The following is a 21,273-nucleotide window of genomic DNA, read 5'->3' as shown; positions in this document are numbered from 1 at the left end:
TCAACCAAGGGTGAATATATCGGCATCACGATCAGCTGGAAAACGCTGGCGATACTCGGCCAAATCAACCCCCTTTAGAGTAAAGCGCAGCACTCCTGTTACATCCTGACCGTCCAGCATGACCTCACCCTGAAAATCAATCACCTTGGAATCACCGCTGTAGGCATGCCCCTTGCCATCGGTGCCAGTGCGATTGACTGCCGCCACAAAACACAGGTTTTCAATCGCCCGAGCTGGCAGCAGGCGATTCCAGTGATTTCGCCGCGCCGCCGGCCAGTTGGCGGTATAGAGCAATAGATCCGTATCACTCGCATCACGGCTCCAGACCGGGAACCGCAGGTCGTAGCAAATCAGCGGGCGAATATTCCAGCCCTTGAGGCTGAACAAGGCCTGCTGTTGACCAGCGGCAAAGTGCTTGTGCTCACCGGCCATGCGAAACAGGTGACGCTTGTCGTAATGCTCGACTGAGCCATCAGGGCGCGCCCATAGCAGCCGGTTGCGATAGCTGCCGTCTGCCGCCTGGATGATCAGGCTGCCAGTCACCACAGCATTCATCCGCGCAGCCTGCTCCATCATCCACTGGCTGCTCGGGCCGCCCTCAGGCTCGGCCAGTGCCGCTGAGTCCATCGAAAAGCCAGTACTGAACATCTCTGGCAGGATGACCAGATCAGCCCCCTCGACGGCTGCCAGCATCTGTTGGAAATGCTCTCGGTTGGCGGCCGGGTCTTGCCAGGCCAGATCACTCTGGACCAGCACAAGATTCAGGTCCGGCAAAGTCGTTAAATCGCGCATAATTTCTCCGCAGCTTGGCGCAAGGTGTCTTCACGTTTGGCAAAGCAGAACCTGACAAGACGTAGATCTTTCGGAGCCTGCTGATAGAAAACCGATACGGGAATGGTCGCCACGCCATGCTCGCGCGTCAGCCATTCAGACATGGCCACATCATCAAGATCATCACGAATGGCCGAGTAGTCAGCCAGTTGGAAATAAGTGCCGGGCGTGGGGCTGAAGCTGAAACGCGAATCCTTGAGCAAGCCGCAGAACAGATCGCGCTTGGCCTGATAAAAACCTGGCAGTTCTTCAGTGTGCTGTGGCTGTTCACTCATAAAGTCAGCCAAGGCCCATTGCAGCGGAGTAACGCCGCAAAAGCTGACATATTGATGGACCTTGCGCAGCTCGGCGCTCAATGCAGGCGGGGCAACCACATAACCTGTCTTCCAGCCGGTCACGTGGTATGTCTTGCCAAAGGAACTGACCACGAACGCACGCGAATAGAGCTCTTCATGCGCCAAGACACTGGTATGGGAAACACCATCAAAGACCAGATGCTCGTAAACCTCATCGCTGAGCACATAGATATCGCGACCGCGAATCAGCATGGCCAGTTGGTCCAGCTCTGCCCGACTGATCAGCGCCCCACTGGGATTATGCGGGCTGTTGAGGATAACCAGCCGCGTTTTATCACTCAGCGCATCGCTGAAACGTTGCCAGTCGATCGAGAAACCCGGCAAGGCCAGGGGCACATGAATACAACGACCGCCGGCAAGCTCGACCGAAGGCTCGTAGCTGTCATAGCTGGGGTCAAAGACAATCACCTCATCACCCGGGCGGATCAACGCCTGAATCGCACAGAAAATCGCCTGGGTAGCGCCCGGTGTAATAGTGACCTCGGTTTCGGCGCTGACCGTGCGACCATAACAACGGCCAATCTTGGCGGCGACTTGCTCACGCAGCGCCGGTAGACCGGTCATGGCGGTGTATTGGTTGTGCCCCGCCGCGATATGCCGGCCGACGGCGTCACGCAGTGCCAGCGGCCCATCAAAGTCGGGAAAGCCCTGCGACAGGTTCAGGGCACCCGTTTCCATGGCGAGCTGGGACATGCGGGTAAATATAGTGGTGCCAACATTCGGCAATTTGCTGATGATCATCACACCTTCCTGCTGCACACGCCTGGCTAGGCGATTCATAACCGCAGGATAACGGATCGCACAGGCATGAAAAAGGCGCCCGTCAGGCGCCTTTTTCAACAGAGACCAAATAGCCGTGCTAGCGCTTGTCCTTACGCTTTTTCTCGGCTTTCTTGTGGTGGCTCATCAAGCGACGCTTCTTGTTCACTTGACGATCGGTCAGGGTATTTTTATTGCCCTCATAAGGGTTCTCGCCACCTTTGTATTCGATGCGGATCGGCGTGCCGACCAGTTTCAACACCCGGCGATAGGTATTTTCCAGGTAACGCGAGTAAGCGCGGGGCACCGACTCGACCTGGTTGCCATGGATCACGATCAGCGGCGGGTTGGCACCGCCCAAGTGAGCGTAACGCAACTTGATCCGGCGGCCATTGACCAACGGTGGCTGGTGCTCGCGCACCGCATCCTCGAGGATCTGGGTCAAACGGTTGGTCGGCCAGCGGGTGATGGCTGACTGGAACGAAGCCTGTACCGACTTGTACAAGTGGCCCACACCCGTGCCGTGCAACGCCGAAATAAAGTGGATATCGGCAAAATCAACGAAGAACAGGCGGCGCTGCAGCTCTGTTTTCACATAGTCGCGCTCGCTTGGCTCCATGCCATCCCATTTGTTCAGGGCGATAACCAGCGCACGACCACTTTCAAGTACGAAACCAAGCAGGTTCAGGTCATGATCGACCACGCCCTCGCGCGCATCCATGACGAATACGACCACGTTGGAGTCTTGAATCGCTTGCAGGGTTTTGACCACCGAGAACTTCTCGACAGCTTCAAAGATCTTGCCACGTCGCCGCACACCTGCAGTATCGATCAGCGTGTACTTCTCATCATCACGCTCGAAGGGGATGTAGATACTGTCGCGCGTAGTGCCCGCCTGGTCATAGACAATAACCCGGTCTTCACCGAGCATGCGGTTAACAAGTGTCGACTTGCCAACATTAGGACGGCCGATGATTGCCAGCTTGATACCGTCTTTCTCGCTCGGGCCAGGGATGCGCTTGGCTTCTTCGCCTTCGGCAACCTCTTCTGGTTCTTCACCCTCCTCCAGCTCCCCGGCGTCTTTCGGAAAGCGACTGAGCACGGCTTCGAGCATCTGCGAGATTCCGCGGCCATGGGCACCGGCAATCGCCAGGGATTCTCCCATGCCCATCGCGGCAAACTCGGCACGTGCCAGATCAGGGTCGAGATTATCGACCTTGTTGATGATCAGGTGGCTGTCCTTGTTGCGCTTGCGCAGGTGCTCGCCGATCATTTGATCCGAAGCAGACAAGCCCGCCCGCGCATCGACCAGGAACAACACCACATCAGCTTCTTCGATGGCCTGTAGCGACTGCTCGGCCATCTTCGCGTCAATACCTTCTTCATCGCCGGAAATACCACCGGTATCTACGACAATGTAGGTGCGTCCCTGCCACTTGGCCTCGCCATACTGGCGATCACGGGTCAAACCCGACAGGTCACCGACGATAGCATCGCGGGTCCTGGTCAAGCGGTTAAATAGAGTGGACTTACCGACGTTTGGTCGGCCCACCAGGGCAATTACGGGAACCATTAGGCTCTCCACTTCGTTATTTCAGAAAATACAAAGGCCGCTGCATGAGCAGCGGCCGGAATTCAAAGCTGGGCCTGGATGCTACAGATGCAGCATAGACAAGCCCGTCAGTTGCCAGCTATTTAATGGTGTAAGCAACCAACTTGCCGCTGTTACCAAATACGTACAGCCAGTCGCCATCCACCAGCGGACGTGCGCGTATGCCATCACTGTCAACGTGCTCACGACCGACAAAGCGTCCATCAACCTGACTGATCAAGTGCAGGTAGCCTTCAAAATCGCCAAATACGACATAGCTGGAGAACACTTCAGGCGCTGACAATTGGCGACGAGCCAATGCATCATTGCTCCACAGAGCCGATGCTGAACGCTCATCCACACCTTCAACAGTGCCATTGGCCAAGCAGACATAGACGGTACCGAAACCCTGGGCCACGCCTACATAGCTGGACGCTTCACGCTGCCAAAGCACACGGCCCGACTCCAGGTCCAACGCGGCAACCCGCCCCTGGTAGCTGACTACATAGAGCTTGCCACCGGAAAGCAGCAGGCCACCGTCGATATCCACCACACGATCCAGTTCGGAGCGGCCTTGTGGAACGGCAACACGCTGTTCCCAGACCGGTATGCCGCGCTGAGCGTCCAATGCAATGACCCTACCGCTGGACAAAGCAGCAATAGCCAGATTATTGGTTAGTACCGGGGCACTGGTTCCGCGCAATGTAAGCACCGCCGGGGTGTTATCAAAGCTCCAGCGTTGATTGCCAGTGTCCGCATCAAAGGCGACCAGCCGATCGTCCTGGGTTTGCACCAAGACGATATCACCATTGGTCGCCGGGGCCGAAAGCACTTCACTATTGACCCGAGCGCGCCACTTTTCTTCGCCGGTCGAGGAGTCCAGGGCAATAATCTCGCCTTTGAGAGTCCCCAGCATCACCAGGCCATAGCCTGCGCCCACAGCACCAGAAATTGGAAGCTCCAGGTCGTCTTCCCAGATCACGTCGCCCGTCATGCGGTCCAGGGCCATGACAACACCCTCGACGTCAGCGGCGAAGATCTTTTCACCTTCGATCGCAGGCTCGAGCATATTGAACGTTTCGCCTTGGCCATCGCCAATCGAACGGTCCCATTGCTCATCAAGCTCAACTTCGGCTGTGAAGTCGGGCAGTTCTGCTGGCGGCAGTTCCTTCTTGCTAGTGCTACTGCAGCCCACGACCAGCAAGGCCAGGCTCAGTAGTGCGACATTCTTCCAACGTATCACGTCACGCATCCCCTTTCGCGAGGTCGTCCAGCTTGATTTGCAAGCCACCAACCGCAGCATCTTCTGACAGAGCAGACTTGGCTTTTTCGTAGGCCGCGTGCGCATCGTCAGTGCGACCCAGCTTGACCAGCAGGTCACCCTTGAGCTCTTCGCGGCTGGCCAGATAGGCCTTATCAGCATCGCCATCAAGCAGTTTCAAGGCTTCTTCGGTCTTGTCTTGCGCAGCCAGCACACGGGCCAGGCGTTGACGTGCCAGCTCTTCCAGCGTCTCGTCGGCCGGTTTGTCGACTATGCCTTGCAGTGCGTTGGCGGCATCGTTCAACTCACCAGCTTCGACCGCAACCTTGGCCACGAACAAATTGCCGTACTGCGCGTAATAGGTGCCACCGTACTCGCTGTTCAGCTTGCCAGCCAGCTCGGCGACTTTACCGGCGTCGGGCTTGCCACTTGGATCAAGGGCGGTTTCCAGCAATTGCTGGTAAATCATTGATGCGCCTTGTGACTGGTTGGCCTGGTACTTCTGCCACCCCTGCCAGCCCAAGACTGCAATCAGCGCCAGCGCGCAACCCGCCATCAGCGGCTTGCCGTTTTGCTGCCACCATTCCTTGATTACCGCTAATTCTTCTTCGTCGTTACGCGAAACCACCCCAATACTCCTTATTCGCTAATTCGCTTAAGCCTGTTTGAGGCTGGTTGCCAGATGTTCAGCAAGAACATCCCAGGCAATGCTGTTTTGTTCACCCTGACCACGCAGCGGCTTGCAACCTACCACTTGCTGGGCCAGTTCGTCTTCCCCAATGACCAGAGCGAATAACGCACCACTCTTGTCGGCTTTCTTCAACTGACTCTTGAAACTGCCAGCGCCAGCATTAACTTGCAGGCGCAAGCCTGGAATCTTGTCACGCAATTGCTCGGCCAATGGAATGGCAGCCAGCTCGGCGGCCTCGCCAATCGCACAGAGATACACATCAACGGTACGTGCGATTTCAGCAGGCACTTTATCAAGTGTCTCGATCAGCAATAGCAGCCGTTCAATGCCCATGGCAAAGCCAACGCCGGTGGTCGGCTTACCACCCATTTGCTCAACCAGCCCATCATACCGGCCTCCGGCACAAACTGTGCCTTGTGCACCCAGTTTATCGGTGACCCATTCAAATACGGTTTTGCTGTAGTAATCCAGGCCACGAACCAGCTTGGGGTTGATCACATAAGGAATGCCAGCAGCGTCAAGACGCGCCTTGAGGCCCGCGAAATGGACGCGCGACTCTTCATCGAGATAGTTCTCAAGCTTTGGTGCATCAACCAGCAGAGCCTGGGTCTGCGGCGACTTGCTATCAAGGATGCGCAATGGGTTGCTCGACAGGCGGCGACGGCTGTCTTCATCCAACTGATCGATTCGAGCCGTGAGGTACTCAACCAGCTCGCCACGATAGACCGCACGCGCTTCACTGGTACCAAGGCTGTTGAGTTCGAGAGTTACCGCATCGCCAATGCCAAGCAGTTTCCATAGACGCCAGGTGAGCATGATCAGCTCGGCATCGATGTCCGGGCCAGGCAGATTGAACACCTCAAGGCCGATCTGGTGGAACTGGCGGTAACGGCCCTTCTGCGGACGCTCATGACGGAACATGGGCCCGATGTACCAGAGTTTCTGGGTCTGGCCGCCACCGGACAAACCATGCTCAAGTACCGCACGCACGCATGCTGCGGTGCCCTCGGGACGCAAGGTCAGCGAGTCGCCATTGCGATCTTCGAAGGTGTACATCTCTTTTTCGACAATGTCAGTCACTTCACCGATCGAGCGCTTGAACAGTTCAGTGAACTCGACAATCGGCATGCGTATCTGCCGATAGCCGTAGCCATCCAGCAGACCTGCAACGGTGGCTTCAAAATAGCGCCACAGCGGGGTTTGCTCTGGCAGGATGTCGTTCATGCCACGAATGGCTTGCAGGGGCTTACTCAATTCAATTCCTTAGACGTCAAAGCTCTTAGCTGCGAACAATCACAGCGGCATCTGCTGCGAGCTTTTCAGCTGCTTTCTCACGGATCAACTTTTCCAGGTTATCCACGAGGTTTTCATTATTCAGTTTTTGTGCAGGCTTGCCATCAATGTAGATAAGGTTGTTTGGCGAACCACCGGTCAAGCCGATGTGCGCCTCTTTTGCCTCGCCAGGACCATTGACTACACAGCCGATTACCGCGACATCAAGCGGTACCAGCAGATCATCCAGACGGCCTTCGAGGTCGTTCATGGTCTTGACCACATCAAAGTTCTGCCTTGAACAGCTTGGGCAGGCGATGAAATTGATACCGCGAGAACGCAGGCGCAGCGACTTGAGGATATCGAAACCGACTTTGATTTCTTCAACCGGATCAGCCGCCAGCGAGATGCGGATAGTATCGCCAATCCCGTCGGCAAGCAGCATGCCCAGGCCAACCGCCGACTTGACCGTACCGGATCGCAAACCACCGGCCTCGGTAATCCCCAAGTGCAAAGGCTGCTCGATTTTAGTCGCCAGCAGACGGTAGGCCGCTACGGCCATAAACACATCGGAGGCCTTGACGCTGACTTTGAAGTCCGGGAAGTTGAGTCGATCAAGGTGTTCGACATGACGCATCGCCGACTCGACCAGAGCTTCGGGTGTCGGTTCGCCGTATTTCTTTTGCAGGTCTTTTTCCAGCGATCCAGCGTTAACCCCGATACGAATCGGAATGCCTTTGTCGCGAGCAGCCTCGACCACCGCACGCACCCGATCTTCGCGGCCAATATTGCCCGGATTGATACGCAGGCAATCAACCCCCAGCTCGGCCACGCGTAGCGCTATCTGGTAATCGAAGTGGATATCGGCAACCAGGGGTAGATTTACTTGCTGCTTGATCTTGCCGAATGCCTCAGCGGCATCCATGTCGGGTACAGACACGCGCACGATATCGGCACCGGCCTCTTCCAGACGACGGATCTGCGCCACGGTGGCGGCCACATCGTTGGTGTCGGTGTTGGTCATGCTCTGTACCGAAATCGGCGAGTCGCCGCCTACGGGTACAGAACCCACCCAGATTTTACGCGACAAGCGACGCTTGATCGGTGATTCGCCATGCATGAGTTAAAGCCCCAGTTTCAGGCGTGCTGTTTCGCCAGTCGCATAGGGTGCGACATCCACAGCCTGACCGTTATAAGTAACCTGTGCACCACTGGCAAAGCCCAAACGCAGCTCCAAAGGTGCTTTACCGCTAACGTTGAGGCTCTCGCCCTGCTTCTTCAGACCGCTGTAAATCACTTTGCCATTGGCATCTTTCAACTGCAGCCAGCAGTTGGCCGTGAAATTGATGCTGACATTGCCTTCACCCGCAACCGCAGGCGTGCCTTGAGGCGCGGCAGTTGACGCCGGCGCCTCCGCAACCGGCGGCGTCAAGGCCTCGGTCGTCGGCGCGTTATCAGCCACGGCCTGGCCTTCGACAGGAGCAGCATTGGGCATTGTCTCGTCGCCAGTCATTTGCGCTGCCATTTCATCGCTTGGCGGCTCTGGAGGGTCGCTCAGTGAATCGTCAGTAGCCGACAGGTCCAGTTGGGTTTCATTCTGAGCGGCGGCCACGGCCTGGTCTTCCGGCTCATCCAGGGCGTGGATCTGGGTTGAACCATCGGCCCCTTCAACCTCGACATGCTCGATGCCTGCCACGGCTAAATCATCAGCCTGGCGCTTGGCCTGTTCCTGCCACCAGAAAAAGCCCACGAAACCCAAGACAACCAATATGGCAAAGCTGACGAAACGCAGGATTTTCTGCGAGTAATTCGTCGGCTCTTCAATACGACCCAGGCTCTGCACACTACTGGCCGCTACGCTGCTACCGGTGAACTGATCAAATTCCTTGACGATTTCTGCCTGATCAACACCCAAGAGTTTTGCATAGGTGCGCAGATAGCCACGGGCGAAGGTCGTGCCTGGCAATTTATCGAACGCTCCCGCTTCAATCTGGCCGAGGCGCTCAGGCGTGAGGTTGAGCTGCGCGGCAACCTCGACAATCGACCAGCCCTTGGCCTCGCGCGCGATGCGCAGAGTTTCACCGGGATTGACGCGATTTGCTGCTACAGCTTCAGGTGGCGCCGATTTCATCATTGCTCCGACAGGTATTGCTTGTATTCCGCAGTACCGGGATACAAGCGTTTAAGTTGCAGACCGAGGCTTGCTGACTTGTCACGGTCGTCAAATATTTTGGCAAGACGGGCACCTAACAACAGGCTTGCCGCGTTTTGCTCACTAATAAGGCTATAGCTATCGTAGTAACCGCGCGCCGCTACATAGTCCAGCTCTTTGTAGGATATCTCAGCCATTGCCAACAACGCGCGTGGCTGGCGGCTATTCAAGCGCAAGGTCCGTTGAAAATACTTTTTAGCTTCCTCGGGCTTGTCCATGGCTAATGCCGTGACACCCAGGTTTTCAAACACCCTGGAACGCTCTGGATAGAGGTTGTCTTGGGCGGCTTGCTTGTACCGCTCCATTGCTTCGCCATAACGCTTTTGCTCAAAAAGAAAGCTGCCATAGTTATTCAGCAACCGGGCATCACCAGGACGTTGCGAAATAGCACTTCTGTAGTGCTCATCAGCCAGCTGAGGTTCCATTTCAAGCTGGAATACCAACGCCAGCGCGGCATGGGCATCGGCACTGGATGAGTCAATCTCCAGCGCTTTCTTCAGCGGCACCTTGGCGCGCTCGCTTGCGCCTTGCTGAATGTAGCCCAAGCCCAGTTGAATGTAGGCGTCACGTGCCTCTTCACGACCCTTTTCGGTTCTCATTGGGTCGACATCACCCGTTGTAACACAGCCAGCAAGCAGGCTGGCAAGCAATAAGAACAGCGCGGGGCGCAGGGTCATGGATTTCCTCTCTTCTAGTTACTGTTTGCGGTGGAACGTGGCGACTCTGCCTCGCTACTCAACTCACGCACGGCGATATAACGCTCGCTGCGGCGTGTACGATCCATCACTTGACCAACCAGCTGGCCACAAGCGGCATCAATGTCCTCACCGCGCGTAGTACGCACAGTTACATTGTGCCCTGCTTTGTGCAGCAGGTCTTGGAAACGACGTATCGCATTGTTGCTCGGCCGCTCATATCCCGAGAAAGGGAAGGGATTAAACGGGATCAGGTTGATCTTGCAAGGTACATCTTTGAGAAGTGCGATCATTTCCTCAGCGTGCTCAATCTTATCGTTCACATCTTTAAGCAATGTGTATTCGATTGTCAGCACACGCTTCTCGCCCAAACGCGAAACATAACGCTTACAGGCGGCGAGGAGCATTTCCAGAGGGTACTTCTTGTTGATCGGGACCAACTGGTTGCGCAACGCATCATTGGGGGCGTGCAGCGACAGCGCCAGCGATACATCTATCACTTCGGCCAGTTTGTCGATCATCGGCACCACGCCCGAGGTAGACAGGGTCACCTTGCGCTTGGAAATGCCGTAGCCAAGGTCGTCCATCATGATTTTCATCGAAGCGACGACATTGTCAAAATTCAGTAACGGTTCACCCATGCCCATCATCACCACGTTGGTGACGGCGCGATCGATTTTCGCCGGCTGAGTGCCGAATGATTTATTCGCAATCCATACCTGGCCAATAATCTCGGCTGCGGTCAGATCGCTGTTGAAGCCTTGTTTACCTGTCGAGCAGAAGCTGCAGTCGAGCGCACAACCTGCTTGCGAAGACACGCACAGCGTGCCGCGAGCGCCCTGCGGGATATAGACGGTTTCAACGCAGCTACCCGACGCCACGCGAACCACCCACTTGCGGGTGCCATCGGTGGAAATATCTTCGCTGACCACTTCCGGCCCGCGAATCTCAGCACAGGCCTTGAGCTTTTCGCGCAAGACCTTGCTGACATTACTCATGGCATCGAAATCATCGATGCCAAAGTGGTGAATCCACTTCATTATCTGACCGGCACGGAAACGCTTCTCCCCGATACTGTCGAAGAATTGTTCCATTTCCTGCTGGGTCAGACCCAGAAGATTGATTTTACCGGTCGCAATAGTCATGGTTTCACCTTCACCCGGTTCGCTTAGCGAATGCGAGCGCACACCTCTGTAGAGGCGAAGAAGTAAGCGATTTCGCGAGCAGCCGAGGCTTCGGAGTCCGAACCGTGTACAGCGTTTTCGTCGATGGAAACAGCGAAATCAGCACGGATAGTGCCAGCTGCTGCTTCTTTAGGGTTGGTAGCGCCCATCAGTTCACGGTTTTTCAGGATAGCGCCTTCGCCTTCCAGAACCTGAACAACAACCGGACCGGAAGTCATGAATGCAACCAGATCCTTGAAAAAGCCACGCTCGCTGTGCTCAGCGTAGAAACCGCTGGCTTCGCGCTCGGACAACTGAACCATCTTCGATGCAACAACGCGCAGACCTGCTTTTTCGAAGCGGGTAACGATCTCGCCGATGACGTTTTTAGCTACTGCGTCTGGTTTGATGATAGAGAAAGTACGTTCAACAGCCATGTGAAACTCCAAAAACAGGGATTAAAGCGAAAAATTAAACCCGCGAATTATACGCGGGTTCTGGGTAAATGCGTAGGGCTCGCGCCTGACGGCGCACAGCCTGGGGTCAAAATCAGTCCACTTCTTCGATCCAGGCCGCCTGGATAGCCTCCAGAACCTTCTCGCCGCCGCGCTGACTATCGTCGGAAAATTCCGGCAGTTCGATCACCCAGCGATGCAGATCGACGAAGTTCACGTAACGTGGATCGACATCCGGCTTGCTCTCTGACAACTGAATGGCAATTTCCAGTACATCGGACCATTTGATACTCATGGTGATGCTCCTTAATGGCCTTCAGAAACCTGATTAATGGTGTATTTCGGGATTTCGATCACCATATCCTCTTCACCCACCACGACCTGGCAAGACAGGCGCGAATAAGGCTCCAAACCCCAGGCCTTGTCGAGCATGTCATCTTCCAGTTCGTCGGAAGGCTCGAGGGAGTCGAAACCTTCACGGACCACGACGTGGCATGTGGTGCACGCACAAGACTTCTCGCAGGCGTGCTCGATATGGATGCCATTGCGCAGCGCAGCATTCAACACAGTCTCACCAGGCTGAGCCTCGAAAACCGCACCTTCTGGGCAATGCTCGGCATGCGGCAGGAAAATCAACTGGGTCATGCTTATTCCTCGATCTCATTAAGACTACGGCCAGCCAGCGCGGCTTTGACCGTTGAATCCAGGCGACGCGCTGCAAACGCATCGGTTACTTGGGTCAATCGCTTGGTTTGCTGTTCAAGGGCCAAGCCATCGGAACCATTTATCAACTCGCGCAACAGTTCTACCTGGGCGTCAATCGCCAACCGCTCATCGCGATCCAGCAAACGCTCGCCATCGGCATCCAGCGCTGCTTCAACTGCTTCAAGCAGGCGCTGGGCATCAACCTGCTGCTCACGCAATACGCGCGCCTGCTTGTCGTCCCCGGCATTGCTGAATGAGTCCTGCAGCATTTTGGCTACCTGGTCATCAGTCAGCCCATAGGACGGCTTAACCTGAATGCTGGCCTCTACGCCCGAACCCAGCTCGCGCGCAGCCACACTTAACAGGCCATCGGCATCAACCTGAAATGTCACCCGGATCTTCGCTGCACCCGCCACCATTGGCGGGATACCACGTAGTTCGAAACGCGCCAGGGAGCGGCAATCACTGATTAACTCGCGCTCACCCTGGAGCACATGCACCATCATGGCGGTCTGGCCATCTTTGTAGGTGGTGAAGTCCTGGGCACGGGCAACAGGTATGGTGGTGTTACGCGGAATGACCTTCTCCATCAACCCACCCATGGTCTCCAGACCGAGTGACAAGGGAATGACATCCAGCAGCAACAGCTCTTCACCATCGCCCCGCTTATTCCCGGCCAGGGTATCTGCCTGAATCGCCGCGCCGATGGCAACAACCTGATCAGGATCGATATCGGTCAGGGGCTGACGGGCAAACATCTCGGCAACGGCCTGGCGCACACGCGGTACTCGCGTAGAACCACCAACCATGACCACGGCGCCAACTTCCTCCAGCTCGATGCCTGAATCACGCACTGCACGGCGACAGGCCTTGAGGCTGCGAGCAACCATCGGCTCGATCAGCGCCTCAAACTGCGCGCGACTCAGCTCACCGCGCCATTGCTGGTAGACCACCTCGACGACATCATTGCTGGTCAGGGCTTCCTTGGCAGCACAGGCTACCTCCAGCAGGCTGCGCTGGGCGCTCGGATCGATATCAACCGAGAGCCCCGCCTGCTCGATAATCCAGCTGGCGATCGCATGATCAAAGTCATCGCCACCCAGCGCACTGTCTCCGCCAGTCGCCATGACTTCAAATACACCGCTGGTCAGGCGCAGGATCGAAATATCAAAGGTGCCGCCACCCAAGTCATAAATTGCCACGACGCCTTCAGCTTGCTGGTCGAGCCCATAAGCGACGGCAGCCGCGGTAGGCTCATTGAGCAAGCGCAGGACATTCAAGCCCGCTACACGCGCCGCATCCTTGGTGGCCTGGCGCTGCGCTTCATCGAAATACGCAGGCACGGTAATAACGGCACCCACCAACTCACCACCAAGGGTCAACTCGGCACGCTGGCGCAACACCTTGAGAATCTCGGCGGAAACTTCAACCGGGCTCTTGGCGCCCTGCACTGTTTCGATCGAGGGCATCTGCGACTCACCGCCAACAAAGCGGTAAGGCAACTGGTCGCCAAGCTGCTTGACGTCCGCAAGACCGCGCCCCATGAGGCGCTTGACCGAAACGATGGTGTTGAACGGGTCGCTAGAGGCTGCGCCTTTGGCAGACTCACCGACTTCCACCCGGTCCGCGTGATAGCGCACGGCGGACGGCAGTATGACTTCGCCTTCAGCGTCAGCCAACGGCTCGGAAATTCCGCTGCGAACGGCAGCGACTAGCGAATTGGTGGTGCCCAGGTCGATCCCGACTGCCAGCCGACGCTGGTGCGGCTGGGGGCTCTGTCCGGGCTCAGCGATCTGCAGTAAGGCCATGGTTTATATATGCTTTTGTGAATATCAAGCGCACCCCTTGAGGCACGCGAGCGTTAATCGTCGAGGCGCTCTTCCAACTGGCGGACCTCGTGGGAAAGCTTGTCGAGAAACTGCATGCGACGCATGAGACGCTCGGCCTCATCACGACGGGCAGGATCATCCCAACAAACCGCAAAGCTTTCGTTCAACTCATCAGAGGCAACTTTCAGCTGGCGCTTGAATTGCAACACACCCTCAATATCATCGGCGTCCTGCAGCTCTTCAAGCTCTTCGCGCAACTGGATCTGCTGCATCAGGAAGTCGGGGTCATGCACTGTTACTTCAAGCGGTAGCTCGGGGCCACTGAGGGCCAACAAGTAACGGGCACGCTGCGGAGCATTTTTCAGCGTCTGGTACGCTTCATTGAGGCTCGCGGACTTCTCCAGCGCAACGCGCTGCTCACGCGCATCGGCGTCGGCAAAGCGATCCGGATGAACCGCCCGGGCCAACTCGCGATAGCGCACAGCCAACTGATCAAGATCCAGCCGAAAGCTTGGCTGCAGGTCAAATAAAGCGAAGTGACAAGGAGTACCCACAATAGCCTCAGATGTTGAAGCTTTCGCCGCAGCCACACTCACCGCGCACGTTAGGGTTATTGAACTTGAAGCCTTCGTTCAGACCTTCCTTCACGAAATCCAGCTCAGTGCCGTCAAGGTAAACCAGGCTTTTAGGGTCAATAATCACCTTGACACCATGACTCTCAAAGACCTGGTCCTCGCTAGCCGTTTCATCGACAAACTCCAGCACATAAGCCAAACCAGAGCAGCCAGTCGTGCGAACAGCCAAACGAATGCCCTCACCTTTGCCGCGCCCATCAAGGGAACGCTGTACGTGCCGGGCGGCGGCTTCGGTCATGCTGATAGCCATCGACAAACCTCCTTAGAGCAAGCCTTTCTTCTGCTTGTAGTCGCGCACAGCAGCCTTGATGGCATCCTCGGCGAGCACTGAGCAGTGAATCTTAACCGGCGGCAACGCCAGCTCTTCGGCGAGCTGAGTGTTCTTGATGGTTTCAGCCTCGTCCAGCGTCTTGCCCTTCATCCACTCAGTGGCCAGGGAGCTGGAAGCGATAGCCGAACCGCAACCGTAGGTCTTGAACTTGGCGTCTTCAATAACGCCTTCGCCGTTGACCTTGATCTGCAAGCGCATTACGTCGCCGCAGGCTGGAGCACCAACCATGCCGGTGCCAACATCTGGGTCCTGCGCGTCCATCTTGCCGACGTTGCGCGGGTTTTCGTAGTGGTCAATGACCTTTTCGCTGTAAGCCATGCTCTTATTCCTCAATCATCAGGCGCCGCTCATCGGCAGCTTTAGTGTGCCGCCCATTCAACCTGGGACAGATCGACACCTTCTTTGAACATATCCCACAGTGGCGAAAGCTCACGCAGCTTGGTAACTGCATCGCGAACTTTTGCTGCTGCGTAATCAATCTCTTCTTCAGTGCTGAAGCGACCGAAGGTGAAACGAATGGAGCTGTGCGCCAACTCATCGTTGCGACCCAGGGCGCGCAGAACGTATGAAGGCTCGAGCGATGCCGAGGTACAGGCCGAACCCGAGGAAACAGCCAGATCCTTGAGCGCCATGATCAACGACTCGCCCTCAACATAGTTGAAGCTCAGGTTGAGGTTATGCGGTACGCGGGCAACCATGCTGCCGTTGACATAGAGCTCTTCCATATCTTCAAGGTGCGAGTAGAAGCGATCACGCAAGGCCAGCAAGCGCTGGTTCTCGGCAGCCATCTCTTCCTTGGCGATACGGAAAGCCTCACCCATGCCAACGCACTGGTGGGTTGCCAAGGTTCCCGAGCGCATGCCGCGTTCGTGACCGCCACCGTGAGTCTGCGCTTCCAGTCGGATGCGCGGCTTGCGACGGACGTACAGTGCGCCCACGCCTTTAGGGCCGTAGGTCTTGTGCGCAGAGAACGACATAAGATCAACCTTGAGGTTCTCCAGGTTGATTTCAACCTTGCCCGTCGATTGCGCTGCGTCGACGTGGAAGATAACCCCACGCGAACGAGTCAGCTCGCCAATGGCGGCAATGTCGTTGATCGTACCGATCTCGTTATTGACGTGCATGATCGAAACCAGAACGGTGTCTTCACGCAGCGCTGCTTCAACCATGGACGGAGTGATCAGGCCATCTTCACCTGGCTCGATGTAGGTGACTTCGAAGCCTTCACGCTCAAGCTGGCGCATGGTGTCGAGCACCGCTTTGTGCTCGATCTTCGAAGTGACAAGGTGCTTGCCCTTGCTCTTGTAGAAGTCAGCGACACCCTTGATAGCCAGGTTGTCGGATTCTGTTGCCCCGGAAGTCCAGACAATTTCACGCGGGTCAGCACCGACCAGCTCAGCAACCTGGCGACGCGCATTCTCGACCGCCTCTTCGGCTTTCCAGCCAAAGAAGTGGGAACGCGACGCTGGGTTACCGAAGTTGCCTTCGGCGGTCAGGCACTCGACCATTTTTTGCGCAACACGCGGATCAACCGGAGTGGTAGCGGAATAATCGAGGTAAATAGGCAATTTCATTGATTCTCTCCTATCAGGACTCAGGCTTTGCAGGCCGGATTCAGTCGACGGCGGATGCTTCTATTTTATCTAGTTGCGACGTCCTGCCGTTGCAGCGACGCTGGTCCTGGCGATGAGCAACTTCTTGAACTTCTCGACGGGTAACCAGATCGGCCAAACTGATGCCACTCAGGAACTCGTGGATCTGCTGGCTCAGGTCACACCACAGATGATGAGTCAGGCAGGTATCTCCCGCATGACAATCGCCCTGCCCCTGGCAACGCGTCGCATCAACGGATTCATTGACCGCGTCAATCACTTCGGCGACCTGGATACCGTTCATGTCACGCGCCAGCTGGTAACCGCCACCGGGGCCACGAACACTGGAAACCAGGCTTCCGCGACGCAACTTGGCGAACAGCTGCTCCAAGTAGGAAAGGGAAATTCCCTGACGCTCGGAAATATCAGCAAGGGACACGGGACCATTCTGCGCATGCAACGCCAAGTCAAGCATGGCGGTGACGGCGTATCGGCCTTTGGTTGTCAGTCTCATCTAAGAGGTACCGGGGATCACAATATGCTGCAAATTATGCAATTCCCGAGTATTTAAGTCAACTATAAGACCTATTAAATTACTCGGGATTAGCATTTGCGAGGGGCGCAAAGCATAGCAAACTCGCTATGCTCGCGCATCAGGCGGCAGGCTTGTCGTCCTGCTCCTTGCAGACACCGATGAAATCTTCATCGCGCAGGACCGGCAGATCTTTCGCGCAGTAGTCACTACCCAGCGAAGTAAGCGCCTCGCACATACCCTCAAGGCGCACATCCACCGCCTGCAGGTGATCAAGCAGCTGGCCAATTGCACGCGAAACCGGGTCGGGCATGTCCTGGCTAACCCCATAGGCATCAAAGCCCAGCTTTTCAGCCATTGCCTTGCGCTTGGCCTCTTGGTCGCTGTCGTCCTTAACAATGATCCGGCCGGGAATCCCGACTGCAGTCGCGCCCGCCGGTACTTCCTTGGTGACCACTGCGTTGGAGCCTATCTTGGCACCGGCACCAACAGTGAATGGCCCCAGGACCTTGGCGCCCGCGCCGACAACCACGCCATCTTCGAGCGTTGGGTGGCGCTTGCCTTTGTTCCAGCTAGTCCCACCCAGCGTCACCCCCTGGTAAAGGGTGACATCGTTGCCGATTTCAGCCGTCTCACCAATGACGATACCCATGCCGTGGTCAATAAAGAAGCGACGTCCAATCCTGGCACCCGGATGAATTTCAATACCGGTCAGCCAGCGACCAAAATTCGAAACCACGCGGGCCAGCCATTTCCAGCCATTGACCCACAAAGCATGGGCAACGCGATGCAACCAAACCGCATGCAGGCCGGGGTAGCAGGTGACCACTTCAAAGGTATTGCGCGCAGCCGGGTCGCGATGAAATACGCTTCGAATGTCTTCACGGATTAGCTCAAACATCTGACTTCCCCTGTTTGTGGTGTTCACCGCGCGCGGCCTTGAGCGTTTCGGTCAAGATTCCACGCAAAATATTCATCTCGGCTCGACTGATGTTATTGCGCCCATATAGGCGCCGCAACCGACTCATCAAGTGACGCGGGTTTTGCGGATCAAGAAACCCGACTTCCTCCAGCGCCTGCTGCAGGTGCGTGTAGAACGACTCCAGCTCATCAGCCGTCACCAACTGGGTATTGAGCATTGCAGTGGTTTCGAGCTTGGCCACCTTGGTAGGCTGGTTTTGAGCAGCCAACCATGCCATGCGCACCTCATAGACAAGCACCTGCACCGCCGCCGCCAGGTTCAGCGAACTGAACGCAGGATCAGACGGAATATGCACATGATACTGACAGCGCTGCAGCTCTTCATTCGTCAGGCCGGCATACTCTCGACCAAAGACCAGCGCCACATCCGCACCTTCCAGCGCCTGCTCACAAGCCGTGATCCCACATTCGCGCGGATCCAGCAATGGCCACGGGATACGCCGATCACGGGCACTGGTACCGAGCACCAGATTACAACCAACCAGCGCCTCCTCAAGGGTAGCGACGACTTGCGCCGCCTGGAGAATATCGCTGGCGCCAGACGCTCGTGCATCAGCTTCATGACTCGGGAAATCAATAGGGTCAACCAGCACCAAGCGGCTCAACCCCATGTTTTTCATTGCCCGCGCCGCCCCACCGATATTACCGGGATGACTGGTATTGACTAAGACCACTCGAATATTTTGCAGCAATGAAAGCGCTCACACAGAATGCGGAAAGGTGCAAATCTTACAGAACCCACCCTGATTACGCCACGCAGGCTATGCGGCACTTCATATATGTGAGTTTTCTGATAGAATGATCGGCTTTCTTTAACGACCCAGGTGACCCATCCATGCAGCCTATGCTGAATATCGCGCTGCGCGCAGCCCGTAGCGCCGGTGAAATGATCTTCCGCTCTATCGAACGCCTGGACGTCATCTCGGTAGACGAGAAAGATGCCAACGATTACGTGACCGAAATTGACCGCTCCGCAGAACAGTTGATCATTCAGGCCCTGCGCAAAGCCTACCCGACGCACGGTTTCTACGGCGAAGAAAGCGGCCTTACCGAAGGCACGGGCGAAGGCGCTGACTACCTGTGGATTATCGATCCACTGGACGGCACCACCAACTTCGTTCGTGGCGTGCCGCATTTCGCTGTAAGTCTTGCCTGTAAATATCGCGGCCGCCTTGAGCACGCCGTGATCATAGACCCGGTTCGCCAGGAAGAATTCACCGCCAGCCGAGGCCGCGGCGCGGCACTGAACGGTCGCCGCCTGCGCGTCAGCACACGCAAGAGCCTTGATGGTGCCCTGCTTGGCACCGGCTTCCCGTTCCGCGAAAGCCAAATGGACAACCTTGAGAACTACCTGGGCATGTTCCGCAGCCTGGTTGGGCAGACTGCCGGCGTACGTCGTGCAGGCGCCGCCAGCCTCGACCTGGCCTATGTAGCAGCGGGCCGTTTCGATGCATTCTGGGAATTTGGCCTGTCCGAGTGGGACATGGCTGCAGGCGCCCTGTTGATTCAAGAAGCAGGCGGCCTGGTCAGTGACTTCACCGGTGGCCACGACTTCCTGGCAAAAGGCCAGATCGTTGCCGGCAACACCAAGTGTTTCAAAGCCGTATTAACCGCTATTCAACCGCATCTTTCGGCATCACTGAAGCGCTAAGCGCTGCGAGCCTGCAAAAGCGCCTTCGGGCGCTTTTTTATTGCCTGCACCTGACGCACGACTGGCTTAGTTTAATTCAGAAGCACCTTCAATCGCGCCCAGACAAGCTGAGCTGCGCCCACAAAAAAAGCGCCCAGACAGGGCGCTTTTTTGTGGGTCCGGTTACTGGGCCTCAGAGAGCACCAGCTTGCCGTCCTTAACCGGAATACGGCTACCTGGATCTTCAGACATGCGCACCTGGCTAACCTTGCCATCCAGCTCATACTTAACGTTGTAGCCCACCAGTTTCTGACTGGTGTCGGTGACTGTCTTGCAACGGTTTTCCGTGGTGGTGTAGGTATCGTTCGCCTGCATGTTGCCCTGCACCTTGTTACCAGCATAACCGCCGCCAATGGCACCTGCCGCAGTGGCAATCTTCTTGCCGCTACCTCCACCGATCTGGTTACCCAGCAAGCCGCCAACCACAGCGCCAATTGCCGTACCGGCAATCTTGTGTTCGTCCTGCACTGGACGCTGACGCGTAACAGTCACATCGCGACATTCCTGACGCGGGGTCTTGATGGTCTCATTGATGGGCTCAACAGCCAGCACATCTGCGTAGTCCGGGCCACCGACCAAGCTGTAAGTCGCAACAGCACCGCCAGCAGTTACGCCCACCGCACCTAATACCGCACCTACAAGCAATGACTTATTCATTATTGACTCCTGACCTTCTCAATCTGGCGAATCCCGCCTTATCTGATACTCAGACAACAAAAAGCCCTCGCAAGTTCAAAACCTGCGAGGGCCAGTTGAGCGACTATGACGCCAGGCTTGAGGCCTAAGGGCGTTCGTCGACCTCCTCTGCGACAACCGGTGGAATCAGGTCATCGACAGTCAGGTTCAGCCAGATCAGCACTACGTTGGCGATATAAACCGACGAGTAGGTACCGGCAAAAACACCGATAAACAGCGCGATCGAGAACGAGAACAGATTGTCGCCTGCAAAAATCAGCAAAGCGCCAATCGCCAGCAGGGTCGAGATCGAGGTAGCCAAGGTCCGCAACAGGGTTTGCGTGGTCGAGATATTGATATTTTCAATCAAGGTCGACTTACGCAGCACCCGGAAGTTCTCACGAACCCGGTCAAACACCACGATAGTGTCGTTGAGCGAGTAACCGATGATCGCCAGGATGGCCGCCAAGGTGGTCAGGTCGAAGGTCACCTGGAAAAACGACAGTATGCCCAGGGTCACTACCACGTCATGGATCAGCGAGACGATGGCTCCGACCGCAAACTTCCACTGGAAGCGGAAAGCCAGGTACAACAGCACGCCGCCCAAAGCCAGCAACATGCCGATACCGCCTTGGTCACGCAGCTCTTCACCCACTTGCGGGCCAACGAACTCAACCTTCTTGACCTCAAGTTGATCACCCGTCGCGCGCAATGCACTGGCAACCTTGTTACCCAAGTCCGGGTCATCACCCTGCATGCGCACCACAACATCAGTGGTCGCACCAAAGCTTTGTACCACGGCATCAGTAAAGCCGGCTGCCTGTAACTTCTCACGCACCTGCTCCAAAACCGCAGGTTGCTCGTAGCTCAGCTCGATCTGGGTACCGCCAGTAAAGTCCAGGCCAAAATTCAGGCCCTTTACCGCCCAGCTGCCCAACGCCAACAGCGTCAGGAACACAGTCACGGCAAACGCGAAGTTCCGCGCCCCCATGAAGTTGATTGTACGATTCATGTCAG

24 protein-coding genes are annotated in these 21,273 nt (G+C 56.3%); 1 reads left to right on the top strand and 23 read right to left on the bottom strand.

Going from position 1 to position 21,273, the window contains the following annotated elements; translation table 11 throughout:
* The 21 genes from CHB79_RS01170 to trmJ all read right to left on the bottom strand — a co-directional run bounded on the left by CHB79_RS01170 (position 1) and on the right by trmJ (position 18,583).
* On the bottom strand, positions 1-792 hold the full coding sequence (locus CHB79_RS01170) for an amidohydrolase (RefSeq protein WP_089358628.1): 792 nt from the start codon (positions 790-792) through the stop codon (positions 1-3).
* Entirely contained in the window at positions 780-1,928 is a 1,149-nt protein-coding gene (locus tag CHB79_RS01165) for a pyridoxal phosphate-dependent aminotransferase (protein WP_089358627.1), read from the bottom strand. The genes CHB79_RS01170 and CHB79_RS01165 overlap by 13 nt, the downstream gene beginning before the upstream one ends.
* A 118-nt stretch (positions 1,929-2,046) precedes the next feature.
* Positions 2,047-3,519, bottom strand: coding sequence for a ribosome biogenesis GTPase Der (der, locus tag CHB79_RS01160; protein WP_010484607.1), 1,473 nt, complete (start codon positions 3,517-3,519; stop codon positions 2,047-2,049).
* Between the two features lie 118 nt (positions 3,520-3,637).
* Complete coding sequence (gene bamB, locus CHB79_RS01155) at positions 3,638-4,789, bottom strand: outer membrane protein assembly factor BamB (RefSeq protein ID WP_089358626.1); 1,152 nt, start codon at positions 4,787-4,789, stop codon at positions 3,638-3,640.
* The gene (locus tag CHB79_RS01150; RefSeq protein ID WP_089358625.1) at positions 4,782-5,426 is read right to left on the bottom strand and encodes a tetratricopeptide repeat protein; all 645 of its coding nucleotides are present in this window, start codon (positions 5,424-5,426) and stop codon (positions 4,782-4,784) included. The genes bamB and CHB79_RS01150 overlap by 8 nt, the downstream gene beginning before the upstream one ends.
* A gap of 27 nt (positions 5,427-5,453) precedes the next feature.
* On the bottom strand, positions 5,454-6,743 hold the full coding sequence (hisS, locus tag CHB79_RS01145; protein ID WP_010484602.1) for a histidine--tRNA ligase: 1,290 nt from the start codon (positions 6,741-6,743) through the stop codon (positions 5,454-5,456).
* A 25-nt stretch (positions 6,744-6,768) separates the two neighbouring features.
* Complete coding sequence (ispG, locus tag CHB79_RS01140) at positions 6,769-7,881, bottom strand: flavodoxin-dependent (E)-4-hydroxy-3-methylbut-2-enyl-diphosphate synthase (RefSeq protein WP_010484600.1); 1,113 nt, start codon at positions 7,879-7,881, stop codon at positions 6,769-6,771.
* A 3-nt stretch (positions 7,882-7,884) separates the two neighbouring features.
* On the bottom strand, positions 7,885-8,892 hold the full coding sequence (locus CHB79_RS01135) for a RodZ domain-containing protein (protein WP_089358624.1): 1,008 nt from the start codon (positions 8,890-8,892) through the stop codon (positions 7,885-7,887).
* A complete protein-coding gene (gene pilW, locus CHB79_RS01130; RefSeq protein ID WP_089358623.1) occupies positions 8,892-9,650 on the bottom strand; it encodes a type IV pilus biogenesis/stability protein PilW in 759 nt (252 codons plus the stop codon). Before pilW ends, CHB79_RS01135 begins: the two co-directional genes overlap by 1 nt.
* 14 nt (positions 9,651-9,664) lie before the next feature.
* The gene (gene rlmN, locus CHB79_RS01125) at positions 9,665-10,813 is read right to left on the bottom strand and encodes a dual-specificity RNA methyltransferase RlmN (protein ID WP_089358622.1); all 1,149 of its coding nucleotides are present in this window, start codon (positions 10,811-10,813) and stop codon (positions 9,665-9,667) included.
* Positions 10,814-10,836: 23 nt separating this feature from the next.
* Positions 10,837-11,268 (bottom strand): nucleoside-diphosphate kinase, encoded by a 432-nt coding sequence (gene ndk / locus CHB79_RS01120; protein WP_010484592.1) that lies wholly within the window; start codon positions 11,266-11,268, stop codon positions 10,837-10,839.
* 112 nt (positions 11,269-11,380) lie between these two features.
* Entirely contained in the window at positions 11,381-11,581 is a 201-nt protein-coding gene (gene iscX / locus CHB79_RS01115) for a Fe-S cluster assembly protein IscX (protein ID WP_010484591.1), read from the bottom strand.
* An 11-nt stretch (positions 11,582-11,592) separates the two neighbouring features.
* Positions 11,593-11,931: an ISC system 2Fe-2S type ferredoxin gene (fdx, locus tag CHB79_RS01110; protein ID WP_089358621.1), complete on the bottom strand. Its 339-nt coding sequence runs from the start codon at positions 11,929-11,931 to the stop codon at positions 11,593-11,595.
* A 2-nt stretch (positions 11,932-11,933) separates the two neighbouring features.
* A complete protein-coding gene (gene hscA, locus CHB79_RS01105) occupies positions 11,934-13,799 on the bottom strand; it encodes a Fe-S protein assembly chaperone HscA (RefSeq protein WP_089358620.1) in 1,866 nt (621 codons plus the stop codon).
* Between the two features lie 53 nt (positions 13,800-13,852).
* Entirely contained in the window at positions 13,853-14,374 is a 522-nt protein-coding gene (gene hscB / locus CHB79_RS01100; RefSeq protein ID WP_089358619.1) for a co-chaperone HscB, read from the bottom strand.
* 7 nt (positions 14,375-14,381) lie between these two features.
* Positions 14,382-14,705 carry an iron-sulfur cluster assembly protein IscA gene (gene iscA / locus CHB79_RS01095; protein ID WP_069901233.1) on the bottom strand — a complete coding sequence of 108 codons (324 nt, stop codon included), beginning with the start codon at positions 14,703-14,705 and terminating at the stop codon, positions 14,382-14,384.
* Positions 14,706-14,717: 12 nt separating this feature from the next.
* Positions 14,718-15,104, bottom strand: coding sequence for a Fe-S cluster assembly scaffold IscU (gene iscU / locus CHB79_RS01090; protein ID WP_010484583.1), 387 nt, complete (start codon positions 15,102-15,104; stop codon positions 14,718-14,720).
* A 41-nt stretch (positions 15,105-15,145) separates the two neighbouring features.
* The gene (locus CHB79_RS01085; RefSeq protein WP_089358618.1) at positions 15,146-16,360 is read right to left on the bottom strand and encodes an IscS subfamily cysteine desulfurase; all 1,215 of its coding nucleotides are present in this window, start codon (positions 16,358-16,360) and stop codon (positions 15,146-15,148) included.
* A gap of 40 nt (positions 16,361-16,400) precedes the next feature.
* The gene (iscR, locus tag CHB79_RS01080) at positions 16,401-16,892 is read right to left on the bottom strand and encodes a Fe-S cluster assembly transcriptional regulator IscR (protein ID WP_010484581.1); all 492 of its coding nucleotides are present in this window, start codon (positions 16,890-16,892) and stop codon (positions 16,401-16,403) included.
* A 139-nt stretch (positions 16,893-17,031) separates the two neighbouring features.
* On the bottom strand, positions 17,032-17,811 hold the full coding sequence (gene cysE / locus CHB79_RS01075) for a serine O-acetyltransferase (RefSeq protein ID WP_010484578.1): 780 nt from the start codon (positions 17,809-17,811) through the stop codon (positions 17,032-17,034).
* Positions 17,804-18,583 carry a tRNA (cytosine(32)/uridine(32)-2'-O)-methyltransferase TrmJ gene (gene trmJ, locus CHB79_RS01070; protein WP_089358617.1) on the bottom strand — a complete coding sequence of 260 codons (780 nt, stop codon included), beginning with the start codon at positions 18,581-18,583 and terminating at the stop codon, positions 17,804-17,806. Before trmJ ends, cysE begins: the two co-directional genes overlap by 8 nt.
* A gap of 143 nt (positions 18,584-18,726) precedes the next feature.
* On the opposite strand from trmJ, the gene suhB reads away from it, so the two are divergent.
* On the top strand, positions 18,727-19,542 hold the full coding sequence (gene suhB / locus CHB79_RS01065) for a type III secretion system regulator SuhB (RefSeq protein WP_010484575.1): 816 nt from the start codon (positions 18,727-18,729) through the stop codon (positions 19,540-19,542).
* 162 nt (positions 19,543-19,704) lie between these two features.
* On the opposite strand, the gene CHB79_RS01060 is transcribed toward suhB, so the two are convergent.
* Both CHB79_RS01060 and secF read right to left on the bottom strand, forming a co-directional pair.
* Positions 19,705-20,238 (bottom strand): glycine zipper 2TM domain-containing protein, encoded by a 534-nt coding sequence (locus CHB79_RS01060; RefSeq protein ID WP_010484572.1) that lies wholly within the window; start codon positions 20,236-20,238, stop codon positions 19,705-19,707.
* Positions 20,239-20,362: 124 nt separating this feature from the next.
* Positions 20,363-21,268 carry a protein translocase subunit SecF gene (gene secF, locus CHB79_RS01055; protein ID WP_089358616.1) on the bottom strand — a complete coding sequence of 302 codons (906 nt, stop codon included), beginning with the start codon at positions 21,266-21,268 and terminating at the stop codon, positions 20,363-20,365.
* Between the last annotated feature and the right edge of the window lie 5 nt (positions 21,269-21,273).

The sequence above is a fragment of the Pseudomonas segetis genome, assembly GCF_900188155.1.
Lineage (GTDB): Bacteria > Pseudomonadota > Gammaproteobacteria > Pseudomonadales > Pseudomonadaceae > Aquipseudomonas > Aquipseudomonas segetis.
This window is presented reverse-complemented; position numbering and strand designations above follow the sequence as displayed.